Source organism: Paenibacillus sp. fava2 (genome assembly GCF_058313675.1).
In genome coordinates this window covers 4,909,358-4,921,222 of record NZ_CM177755.1, presented here as the reverse complement: position 1 = coordinate 4,921,222, position 11,865 = coordinate 4,909,358, and the positions used below count along the sequence as shown (strand labels likewise).

Annotated in this window: 9 protein-coding genes and 1 riboswitch; of the genes, 7 read left to right on the top strand and 2 right to left on the bottom strand. The window is 54.8% G+C overall.

All coding sequences use genetic code 11. The features are described from left to right. Position 1: 1 nt before the first annotated feature. On the bottom strand, positions 2-1,642 hold the full coding sequence (locus AC4G46_RS21670; protein WP_491124527.1) for an ABC transporter substrate-binding protein: 1,641 nt from the start codon (positions 1,640-1,642) through the stop codon (positions 2-4). 131 nt (positions 1,643-1,773) lie between these two features. Between AC4G46_RS21670 and AC4G46_RS21665 the strand changes: the two genes are divergently transcribed. The 3 genes from AC4G46_RS21665 to AC4G46_RS21655 all read left to right on the top strand — a co-directional run bounded on the left by AC4G46_RS21665 (position 1,774) and on the right by AC4G46_RS21655 (position 5,010). Then, positions 1,774-2,133, top strand: coding sequence for a (2Fe-2S) ferredoxin domain-containing protein (locus AC4G46_RS21665; protein WP_491124526.1), 360 nt, complete (start codon positions 1,774-1,776; stop codon positions 2,131-2,133). A gap of 195 nt (positions 2,134-2,328) precedes the next feature. After that, the gene (locus tag AC4G46_RS21660; protein ID WP_491124525.1) at positions 2,329-3,504 is read left to right on the top strand and encodes an AI-2E family transporter; all 1,176 of its coding nucleotides are present in this window, start codon (positions 2,329-2,331) and stop codon (positions 3,502-3,504) included. A 21-nt stretch (positions 3,505-3,525) separates the two neighbouring features. After that, positions 3,526-5,010: a carboxylesterase/lipase family protein gene (locus AC4G46_RS21655; protein WP_491124524.1), complete on the top strand. Its 1,485-nt coding sequence runs from the start codon at positions 3,526-3,528 to the stop codon at positions 5,008-5,010. Positions 5,011-5,305: 295 nt separating this feature from the next. Here AC4G46_RS21655 and AC4G46_RS21650 read toward each other — a convergent pair whose 3' ends face one another. Further along, a complete protein-coding gene (locus tag AC4G46_RS21650; protein WP_491124523.1) occupies positions 5,306-6,478 on the bottom strand; it encodes a PstS family phosphate ABC transporter substrate-binding protein in 1,173 nt (390 codons plus the stop codon). A gap of 208 nt (positions 6,479-6,686) precedes the next feature. Further along, positions 6,687-6,836: riboswitch (FMN riboswitch) on the top strand. A 125-nt stretch (positions 6,837-6,961) separates the two neighbouring features. On the opposite strand from AC4G46_RS21650, the gene AC4G46_RS21645 reads away from it, so the two are divergent. The 4 genes from AC4G46_RS21645 (at position 6,962) to AC4G46_RS21630 (ending at position 11,734) form a co-directional block, all read left to right on the top strand. Then, the gene (locus AC4G46_RS21645; protein WP_491124522.1) at positions 6,962-7,930 is read left to right on the top strand and encodes a DMT family transporter; all 969 of its coding nucleotides are present in this window, start codon (positions 6,962-6,964) and stop codon (positions 7,928-7,930) included. A gap of 191 nt (positions 7,931-8,121) precedes the next feature. Continuing rightward, a complete protein-coding gene (locus tag AC4G46_RS21640; RefSeq protein ID WP_491124521.1) occupies positions 8,122-8,781 on the top strand; it encodes a stage V sporulation protein AA in 660 nt (219 codons plus the stop codon). Next, on the top strand, positions 8,778-9,203 hold the full coding sequence (locus AC4G46_RS21635; protein ID WP_491124520.1) for a stage V sporulation protein AB: 426 nt from the start codon (positions 8,778-8,780) through the stop codon (positions 9,201-9,203). Before AC4G46_RS21640 ends, AC4G46_RS21635 begins: the two co-directional genes overlap by 4 nt. Positions 9,204-10,051: 848 nt before the next feature. Then, entirely contained in the window at positions 10,052-11,734 is a 1,683-nt protein-coding gene (locus AC4G46_RS21630) for a spore germination protein (RefSeq protein ID WP_491128947.1), read from the top strand. Positions 11,735-11,865: the final 131 nt, after the last annotated feature.

Here is an 11,865-nt window from a genome sequence, read left to right as displayed (position 1 = left end):
ACTATGGCCGGATGTGATCCCTGTCCATGTAAATTTGTGATGTCAGGGCCTCAATCAGTGCATTTAACTGTGCCAGAGAGGAAAGGGGGTCAAAGCCATAGAACATTTCCGGCTGGTTCAAGGCGTAGACCCGGTTATTGCGGACTGCCTCGAGCCTCTGCCAGCGCGGGGAATGCAGCATCATGTCAAAGCGCTCGTGTCCTGCAGATGTAACAGGGCTGCTGGTGATGAAAATATGGTCTGCGGGATAATCCGGCAAGCGCTCAATCGTTGCTTTGATAAATCCTTTACCCAGCAGCCCCTTCTCAAGAACGGCAGCCGGCGGAGAGAAGCCCAATGCGCCGTAAAGAATCTGGGAGCCGTGCCCGTAGCTGCTGCTGTAACAGTAGGCAGCTGCTTCGCTAACCTCCCAGGCAACGGCTGTACCGCGCGGTCCGATCAGCCTGTCAAGCAGCAGGTTCGCGTGGCCGCACAGCTCGTCATACCGGCTGAGCCAGGCTTCAGCCCGGGGCAAGCAGCCGGTCACTTCCGCAATGATGCGGAATTGCTCCTGCCAGCCCATCTGCATGAACGGCAGCTCAATTACCGGTGCAAGCGGCAGAAGCTGCTCACGATCCTCCGGCAGCGCATAGCTGATGATGACATCCGGCTGCACTGCGGCCACAGAGCGGAACAGCGCAGCTCCATTAGTGCTCTCGGTACCTAATCCCTTATAGGGCGGGGCAAGCTGAAGCTGCTTCATCCAGCCGGAATAAACGCCAAGCTCAGGCAGAATGTCCAGTGCTCTCAGGCTGGCGGTATGGTTGAAATTCAGCGAGGCGATTTTTTTATCCTGGCGGTGGAAGACAGCCGGAGAAACACCTACCACCTGCTTGAATTTACGGCTCAGGTAGGTGCCTTCGCTGTACCCGACTTCAAGCGCAAGCGTGCTGAGACTCTGTGCTCCGGTCAGCAGGCGCTGCTGGACCCGGCGGATCCGCTGCAGGGCCAGATATTCGCTGAAGGAATGTCCGGTAGCCTTGCGGAACGTCCGCGAGAAATGCTCCGGACTGACCTGGGCCAGCTCGGCCAGCTGCGTCCGGGTCAGATCTTCACGGTAATGGGCTCCGATATACTGCAGAACACGGTCAAGCCAGTGCTCCGGCGGCTGCAGGTTGTCCGGGGGCAGATTATACACACCATCCAACAGCTCGGTGAACAGCATCTGTACAGTAAAAGGGCTATCCTTCGGCGGTTCATTCCATTCCTTGAGCAGCCGGCAAGCCAGGCTGGAGACGGCTGCGGGGGCACCTGTGTACAGCCTCCGGTTATTTAACGGGCTGCTGTCCGCCTGCCCCGAAGATGAAACAGCAGCATATTCAATCCATACCCCCTGCAGATTAAACTGCGCTTCCAGGGAGAGGGGGAGGCTGCAGCTGCAGCACAGCATTGTTCCGCCGGAAATTACATGGTTGATGCCTTCTATTTCAATGACGCCGCTGCCGCCGGTTACAATCATCAGGATGGAGAAGGGGGGAACTGTAACCGTACCCTGGCTTACAGATAAACCGGCAAGATCAATAATCCGGCAAGGCATATGGAAGCTTGGGGCGTGCAGGGGCAGACTGCCGAAGTGCGGGCTGGTCATCATACATTCACTCATCTCTTGTGTGATAATCATTCTCAGTTAGAGTATACCAAGGTTTTGGACTATTGACGATCCTCCGGCAGAACCGTAGAGTTTAATGTAATCCTCAATAAGGGTAAAGGGAGTAGTATAAGGAGGGATTGCCTGTGACAACCTGGAATCTGCAAGGGACGGTTAACCATCTGCTGATCTGTAACGGCAGCAGCTGCAAAAAAAATAAAGGCGAAGAAGTCGCTGAAGCGATCGAAGCCGAAATTGATAAGCAGGGTGCCGGAAGCCTCATTCATACGACCGTCACCCGCTGCAACGGCAGATGCTCGGATGCGTGTGTGGTCATTTCCTACCCGGACGGCGTATGGTACCGGGAGATGACGCCTAAATCGGGCAAGACGCTTGTACGCAGGCTGCTGGAAGGGGAGCGGCTGGAGGAGAATATCCTTTATACGTATGAGGGGCAGCTCACCGCGGCTTCATCCAAGGGCACCAAGGGCAAGAAGAAAAAATAACGCAATACCGGCACTATAATGGAGCGTAGCAATGAATGCCATACATAGCACAGCTCAGACGGGAACCCGCGGCTGATTAGCAAGAACAAATATTCACCCTTGAGATTTGACTTGCAGGCCATGCGTTGACTATGCTTATATCAGTGCATTTTATCACAATATTAGATGAAGGTTTGTTGCGGGGGGAGTGTATAAATGGAGAGGCTGCAGGTATGGCCTGAACGGTTTAAAAGATTTTTTTTGAATAACAGATTTGTTGTATCCTTATTGATTGTTCTTTTGATCGGTATCAACATTCTGGTGTTATCCAAAGTTCCGTTTATTTTCAAGCCGGTGTCCGCGCTGCTGCATACGGTCGCTGCACCGCTGCTGCTGTCAGGGATTGCCTATTATCTGCTGAATCCGCTGGTAGACCGTATGGAGACAAGAAGCAAGATTAAACGGGCCTACGGCATCGTTATCCTGTACCTGGCCATTGCGGGGATTGTCACGCTTATTCTGCTGACCGTCATTCCGATTATCCGCACCCAGCTGGTCGGCCTGATCGATAATTTCCCGAAATACAGCGCCCAGATTCAGGATGAGTTTATAAATTTGACAGGCAGTGAGCTTTTTGGACGGATTCAGGAAAATGTTGGGGTGGGCAACAGTCTTGATTTTGGGGATCTGACCAACAAAGTAACCACATGGGCTACCTCATTCCTTAATAATGCAGTGAGCGGAGTTGGTAATTTCGTCGGGGCGCTGACCGAGGTCGTTCTGGCTGTGGTTACTACACCATTCATCCTGTTTTATCTGCTCCGTGACGGCAAACGTCTGCCTGATTATCTGATGCGGTTCATCCCGAACGCTCTTCAGCCGCAGACCCGCCTTGTCATGAAGGAAATGAACAGCCAGGTGGCATCGTATATCCGGGGACAGATCATCGTCAGCTGCTGTATTGGTGCGCTACTGTACATAGGCTATCTGATTATCGGGCTGGAGTATTCGCTGGTGCTGGCGATTGTGGCTGCCTGTACGGCGGTCGTCCCTTATCTGGGTCCGGCCATCGCGATTACACCGGCGTTGATTGTAGCGCTGGTAACTTCGCCTTTTATGCTGCTGAAGATGATCTTCGTCTGGACGGCTGTCCAGCTTATTGAAGGCAAATTCATCTCGCCGCAGATCATGGGCAAATCGCTGAAGATCCATCCGATTACGATTATTTTTGTTATTATTTTTGCGGGGAAAATGTTCGGTGTGCTCGGCATTATTCTGGCTGTCCCGGGATACGCCGTGCTTAAAGTTATCGTTACCCATATCTTTCAATGGTTCCGGTTCCGTTCCGGGCTATACAGTGTAGAGGCAGAAAAAGAAGAAGCCAAGGAGTAGGTCTGAAAGGATGATTAGCAAATGACAAGACCCGTTGCGGATACGTTATACGGAAAAGTACAGGGGGCTCAAAGCGGCGGGGTGAACGTCTGGCGCGGTATTCCGTTTGCTGCACCGCCTGTCGGGGAGCTGCGTTTCCGTGCTCCCCAGCCGCCGGAGCCCTGGGATACCGTAAGGGAGGCTGTGGAATTCGGGCCGGCAGCACATCAGCCGCCAAGCTCCAGCAGCATCCGCTTCGGAGGGACACAGCCGGTCTTCTCGGAGGATTGCCTGTATCTGAACGTCTGGGCGCCGGCCGGCGGGCAGGAAGCGCTACCGGTAATGGTCTGGATTCACGGCGGCACCTTCCTGACGGGAGCGGGCAGCCAGCCGATGTTCAACGGCGCAAGCATGGCAGAAGCCGGAAACGTCATTGTCGTTACTGTCAATTACCGGCTGGGGCCGTTCGGCTTCCTGCACCTGTCTCCGTTTGGCCCGTTTGAGTCCAATCTCGGGCTCCTGGATCAGATCGCTGCACTGCAGTGGGTGCAGGATAATATCGCCGGGTTCGGCGGCGACCCCAAGCGGGTGACGGTATTTGGCGAGTCAGCCGGCAGCATGAGCATTGCCGCCCTGCTGGCGATGCCTGCCGCGAAGGGGCTGTTCTCCGGCGCCATCATGCAGAGCGGCGCGGCACAGACACTGAAGCCGCAGCAGGGCGCGGATATTGCTGCGGCCTTCCTGGCCGAGCTTGACGGTGACGTGAACCTGCTGCAGACGGTACCTGCGCAGGAGATTCTGGCTGCGGCCGCCAAGATGGCATACAAGCTGTCCGGCGATTCACTCAGCATGCTGTTTCAGCCGCTTGTTGATCCGGCGACCCTGCCGGTGGAGCCGGCGGAAGCGGTGGCCAGCGGCGCAGCCGGCGGGATTCCGCTGATGATCGGAACGAATCTGCATGAGGGCCATCTTTTCTTCCGGGGCGACCGGGAAGGTGCGGGCTTTGACCAGTCGCTGAAGGCACTGGAGCTGATGCTGGGTGTCGATAACCTGACGGAGCTGGCCAGCCATTATCCCAAGAACTGGGAAGGGCAGGCCGCGTTAATGACGGATCTCTACTTCTGGGACAGCTCCATCGCATTTGCCGAGCGGCAGCTGCCGTATGCTCCTGTCTGGATGTACAGATTCGACTGGACCATTCCCGGCCATCCGCTGCTGGACAAGGCTATTCATGGAGCAGAGATTTATTATGTCTTTAATACGATAGACCTGCTGCATCAGTACGGGGTGTCCGTCAGCACTGAGATGGCTGCACTCGCCGCACGGATGCAGGCGGCCTGGACCGCTTTTGCGCACCGCGGCAGCCCGGAAGCAGCCGGCTTGAACTGGCCTGCGTACGCTAAGGGCGAGCGGGCGACGATGATCTTCGGGCAGGACATCCATGTGCAGACCGACCCGGACCGCGAAAAGCGTAAGCTGCTGCTGTCGGCCCTGCCTGCTTCCCGGCAAGCCCCGGACCCGGAGTAAGTGGCATAACCGGAATGAAGGCCCCGCGTTTCGCGGTGAGGAAATGAGGCGAGGCGGACTTATGAGTAGTTTAGCACGCCGTATTTCCGTAAATCGGAAGAGCCGAAGTTGAGTGAAAATGATAACCGCCAGGCCTAGGCCTGGCGGTTATTTTACGTTTGCAGGCATTTGAGAGCGGCAGAAAGAAAATTAAGTCATAGACCCATTTCTGAGCGGCCGGGAGGAGGAAGGAAGGCTGGTTGGTTAAAGGGAAAAAACCTTTTCTTACCACCGTTTAGAATGGGACACTCATCGGTCAGTTAACAGGTACATAGCCGGTCTTGGCCACCAGCTCCTGTCCCTCCGGAGAGACGATCCAGTCCAGGAAGGCCTTCATTTTCGCGGAAGGAGGACCTGCTGTTACCGCATAAAAGTTAACGGTATACGGATATGCACCGCTGCGGATACTTTCCTCGTCCGGCTCAACACCGTCAATGGCAAGCAGCTTGAGCTCGTCGCTCCGGTTCATCTGAGAGGCATAGTAAAGGAAGCTGAAGCCGATGGCATTTTTATAGTTGCGGTAACTGGAAGTCCGGGAGATAATCCCGCTCATGAGATCCATCACATCTTCAGACGGTGCCTGCATCAGGGTGCGGTCTTTCATGATTTTTTGCAGCATCGACTGGCTGCCGCTGCCTTCATCGCGCTGAAAGGCCCGGATCCGGTCATTCCGGCCGCCGGCCTGCTTCCAGTTGGTAAGCTCCCCTGAGTAGATGTCCTTAATCTGCTCTGTGGTCAGGCTGCTGACAGGATTACGTTTGTTGACAAAAAAGACAAAGGCTTCACGGCCGATCGGTGTAAGCACCAGCTCGCGGCCGGCCAGCTTGGCATCCTTCTCCTGGGCAAGCGAGGGAGCCGCGGTAAAGATAATGTCCGTTTCACCGGAGAGCAGCCGCTGATATGCGTAAGATGTGGAAGAGCACACGACCGGATTATCTGCAAAATCATACGGGTCATATTCATCCTCCGGGTATACGGCCTGCACGAATGCGGAGTAGAGCGGATACAGCGCAGTCGCTCCGTCTAGCCGCGGCGGAGTGTCTGTAATCTTATAGGAAGCCGGCTGTTCCAGCACGGCAACTTTGGACTCGGATTGAAACGGCTGATATTGCTGCAGGGAGACCTCTTGCTCGCTTACCTCAGCCAGGCTGTTCACATAAGCTTTGTTCAGCTCATATCCTCCGGTTGCCAGCAGGCAGAGCCCCAGGAAAGATACAAAAGCAATGCCCCGGACACGGGATGTGAACCAGCCGAAGATGGAGCAGACGATATAGGCGCACAGCACAGCAGCGACCACGGCAGTGAGCGGAGCATAGAAGCGGAACCCGCCCAGCAGGGCAACAATGAAATAGCCGACAACTGCCAGGAAGGCAATAGGAACTACGGCTACAATTGAAAACAGCAAATTTAACCAGATTGATCTCTTCACAGCTACCCTCTTTCTTCTATATGCTGGAGTATGGAAAAAACAGATAGATTTATTATACCTTAATAATCCAGTATTTTCTTCCAAATATCTCAATCTTCTGAACAAGCTCTGCTATGCTGATATGAAACAAAGCAAAAATTTTCATAAAAAGACTGGACGAAATGGCAGAACAGAGTTATTCTGAGATTGTGAAAAAAATAACGGAATACAAGATTCTCGGGGTAAGGTGAAATTCCTGACCGGCGGTGATGTTCAAAGCGAACTAAGCCCGCGACTCAATCTCTGCATGTACTGCGGGATTGACTGATCTGGTGACAATCCAGAGCCGACGGTAAAGTCCGGATGGGAGAGGATCATAGATAAAGGCAACAGGTGTATTCCTGATGTCTTTATTGAAAATGCCCCCGATAATTGCTCTAACAGAGTAGTTCGGGGGCTTTTTGGTCTCTTATCGAGGGTTTGTATCGACAAGGAGAATGAATTATGAGTAACGTATCAGCTTCATCATCAGGTGTGCGCACATCGCCAGTCCGCAGCGGCTTCTGGCTGGTTGTGCTGGGGGCGGCTCTCTGGGGCGTTGACCCGCTGTTCCGGATTATTTTATTGAAATCATTGACCTCCTCGCAGATCGTTCTGCTGGAGCATGTAGTGCTCTTTCTCGCAGCCGCACCGGTCCTTTGGCGCCATCGTGCCGAGCTGAAGTCCATCGGGCTCCGTCAGGCAGGTGCGCTGCTCGTTGTGTCCTGGGGCGGTTCCGCCGTGGCAACGATCCTGTTCACCAAGGCATTGTCCAGCGGGGATCTGAATGCCGTACTGCTATTGCAAAAGCTCCAGCCCGTGTTCGCTATCGGACTGGCGGCCGTTATTCTGAAGGAACGCCTGCCGCGCAACTTCGGCCTGCTGATTATTCTTGCACTGGCCGGTACTTATCTGCTGACCTTCGGCTGGACAGTTCCCTTCGGCCATGTTAACAACTTTGTCAGCGTAGGCAGCCTTATGGCCATGGGCGCTGCTGCCCTGTGGGGCGGATCGACCGTTATGGGCCGTTATCTGCTTGGCTCCATGAGCTATGAGACCGTAACCTCCCTGCGTTTCATTCTGGCACTTCCTTTGCTGTTCACCCTGACTACACTGGAAGGTGCTCCATGGCAGGTAAGCGGCGGACTGGGAGCCACTTCGCTCGTAGCCATCAACCTGCTGCTGCAGGCGCTGCTGCCGGGACTGCTCAGTATGCTGCTCTACTACAAAGGACTGAATACGACAAAGGCTTCTTTTGCCACACTGGCCGAGCTTAGCTTCCCGATGACCGGGATTCTGATCAATTGGGTTGTCTATCACCAGCTTGTTACCATGGCGCAGGTTGTCGGGTTTGCCCTGATCTGGACGGCACTGTTCTACATTTCCAGCCAGCAGGCCAAACAGCAGCAGACAGAATTGAAGCAGGCAGCTTAACCAAATACGCCTGAGGAGGGTAACTCCAGGGCTTTCTGCAATATGAGGATGTCTTCATACAGCCGTAATGGCTGGGAAGGCATCTTTTTTGTGCTTTTTCCAAGATGAAATCTGCTTCTCTGGAGTAAAAATAAGGCGTTTCTCCCATACTACCGTTATTCTGCTGTCATCCTTTGAGGAGGTGCATGAAGATGAAGGATAAGCCCGCACCTGCGATTTACATACAGCTGAAGAACAGGGTCACGGTGCCCAAAGGCCGGGGAGTTATGCTGCGGGATGTGGCCTATCTGATTGCTGCTGCGGACATTAGGGAGCAATTGGACTCGATACTGCTGCTTCAGCCGGAGCAAAGCGACGGGAATCTGATTCTGATTGATCTGCTGACCATTATCCCGCGGATTCATGAGCTCGTTCCCGGGGCCGACATCCAGCCGATCGGGGAGGGGCGGACCATTGTACAGATTGAAGGCCCGCTGGAGGCCCGCAAGCCGTCCATTGCCCTGTTTATGCTTGTCTGGCTGCTGCTGTTCTTCGGCTCGGCGCTGACCATCATGAATTTCCATGCCGATGTCAGCATGCAGGAGGTGCATGTGCGGATTGTGGAAATGCTGACCGGGCGGCGTGACGAGCATCCTTATGTCTTTCAGGTAGCCTATTCGCTGGGAATCGGGTTCGGGATGGTGGTTTTTTTCAATCACCTGTTCAAGAAAAAATGGAACGAGGAGCCGACACCGCTTGAAGTGGAAATGTTCCTGTATCAAAAAAATATTGATCATTACGTAGTACATGAGGAATACAGCAAGCTGGAGCACCGTCAAGGCCCTTCCGGGAAAAAGGGGGGAGCCCCATGACTGCTCCGCTCTCCCTCGGGCTCCATCTGCTGCTGGGGGTAGCGGCCGGAATCGCCGTCGGCGGGGGTGTAATTGCCCTTTTTATCGTACTGGATATGGTTCCGCGCCTGGCCCAGCTGACTTCCTCCTACAACAAGGTGCACTGGTATGAAGGAGCGATGGTCGGCGGCTCGCTGCTTGGTACGGTGAGTGATTTCTGGAACTGGAAGATAGCGGCCGGTCCGCTGGCTGAGCTGGGAGTAGGCCTGCTTGACGGGATTTTTGTCGGCATGCTGGCCGCTGCCCTGACGGAGGTACTGAACGTGCTGCCTATTCTGGCCAAACGGCTGCATATGACGCATTATCTGTTCGGCCTGCTGATGGCAATGGTCTGCGGCAAGGTTGCAGGGTCATTGTTCGATTGGTTTGTGTACCAGCGTTAACCCGGCTGTGGTGAGGTACAGCTTCGAAGCATCAGCGGCATATTGAACTTTTAGGAGGTTATGGAGTGATGAGGTATATACACAGCGGGGATCAGGTGGAGACTGGCCGCAATAAAGCTTCTGCTCCCGGGCATGCGGATTTGCAGGGAAGCGGTGCGGAGGGGGAAGAACAGATGCATACAGAACAGCCGGAGCCTAAAGGGGAGGCAGACGGCAGTGCTGATATTGGCGTAGATGCAGGGGCAACCGGCTACGGGGATCATGATCTGCAGGCCTCTGTTGGAGCCGGTACTCCGGACCAGGAGGGGGAAAAGACAGAAGGGGAAGAGCCGGAAGTTTCCGGCGTATCTGATTCCGCGGAGGATGCAGCGCAGGGAAGTGCTCCAGAGGATGCAGCGCAGGGGAGTGCTCCACAGGAGGATGTCCCACAGGAGGATGTCCCACAGGAGGATGCACAACAGGATAAGGACCGGCAGGAGGAGGACTCCGCTGCGCCTCAAGGGGCTTCATCCCCGGATAAACCGGAGACGGAGAGCACAGAGCGTACAGAAAGTTCAGACCAGCGCAGCAGCAGCGGGCAGGAGAACCAGACGGACAGCCGGCAAGAAGACGATGAGGGGCAGCAGGCAGAGGAAGGGACAGGCGGCGGTCTGAAGGGGTTTTGGTCCACCTTGTTTGATGATGACAGTGATCAGCCAAAAACCTCCGGTACGGATGGTTCAGGCACACAGGGGGCAGAAACCTCCGGTGTTCAGGATTCCGGAGCCACAGGTAATCAGGATGCGGAGATTTCCGGTGAGCTTGGTACAGAGGAGCCGGAAAGCGGCAAAAAGGGCTTTTTCGCCAGGCTGTTCGGCGAGGAGCCGGATGAAGAGGACGAGGAACAAGGAGCGGAGCAGGGTAAGCAGGAGAATAACAGAACGAAGGCCCGGGAAACCGGGAAGAAGCGGCAGAAGCAGGCCGCGGAGCCGCAGGAGAAAAAAGAGGATCCGCTGCAGAAGAAGCGGGATTCTGAGCGCTCAGACTCGCTGGAGCAGTCGATTATCTACTGGCAGGGAAACGATCACATTCCGGAACATCTGGAGGACACCAAAAAGACACTGACTGAGGTGCTGGGCCTAGGTTCTTCGTTTGACATCGTCTTCCGGGAAATGACCTTCGGGGGACGCAAGGCGGCTCTGCTGTGCATCAGCGGATTCGCCAAGGACACGATCATTGACGAAATATTGAAGCGGCTGACCTATCTGACGCCTGACGAGGTATCTACCGGTGCGCTCAGCAGCTTTATGACCGAATATATCCCCCATGTGCAGGTGGAAAAGGGCGAGCTGCTGAGCGAGAGCATTAACAAGGTGCTTTCGGGCATGAGCGTGTTTTTCATTGAGGGCGAAAAACAGGTCATCATCATGGATACCCGTGCATATCCGGCACGCGGGCCGGATGAACCCTCGATTGAACGGGTGGTGCGCGGGGCCCGTGACGGGTTCACCGAAACGTTGCTGAGCAATGTGGCGCTGGTGCGCAGAAGGCTCCGCGATCCCGGATTGAAATATGAAATGCACCAGGTCGGCCGACGGACACGGACGGATGTCTGTGTAGCTTATATCGATGATATCGTCGACAAGACCCAGGTGCAGGCTGTTACGGATAAAATCAAGAGCATCGACATCGACGGCATACCGCTGGCTGACAAACAGCTGGAGGAGGCGATTGTCGGACGAGGCTGGAATCCCTATCCGCTCGTAAGATACTCGGAACGCCCTGATACCGTAGCTTCGCATCTGCTGGAAGGCCGGGTTGTGATCTTTGTAGATACCTCGCCGAGCGTTATCGTCCTGCCGACAACCTTCTTTGATCTCTGCCAGCATGCGGAGGAGAACCGCCAGACCCCGTTCATGGGAACATATCTGCGCTGGGTCCGGTTCATCGGCGTGTTCGCCTCCATGTTTCTGCTTCCGCTGTGGATGCTGATGGTCATCCACCCGGAGCTCAAGCCGGCGATGCTGGAGTTTATCGGCCCGCAGAAAATGGCAAAAATACCGATTCTGGGCCAGTTCCTGATCGTTGAGCTGGGGGTCGACCTGCTGCGCATGGCCGCCGTCCACACGCCGACACCGCTGGGTTCGGCTATGGGTCTGATTGCCGCCATATTGGTCGGGGACATTGCTGTACAGACCGGACTTTTTGTCAATGAGGTTGTACTGTATATGGCGGTTGCCTCGATCGGCATGTTCGCGACCCCGAGCTATGAGCTTGGCCTGGCCAACCGGATTGTCAGGCTTGCGCTGCTGCTGGCCGTGGCGGCTTTCCAGGTGCAGGGCTTTATGATCGGCACTACGCTGCTGGTCATTCTGTTGACCACGCACCGGTCCTATAACTCCTCATATTTGTGGCCGTTTATACCATTTAATGCAAAAGCTCTGGGGGCTATTCTGGTGCGTCAGCCGGTGCTCAGCTCCAAATCAAGGCCGTCTTTCAACAAAACACGGGATAATACCAGGATGCCGCCTGTTCAGGAGAACGAGAAATAGGCGTACAAAAAATACAAATCAACTGCAAATTAGTCCATTCTATGACGTTCCCTCTGTCTGTTATACTGAATACACTAAATAGCCCCTGTGAAGTCCGGGTTAGAGCCTGGAGCCCGTTTTTGGAACACCGG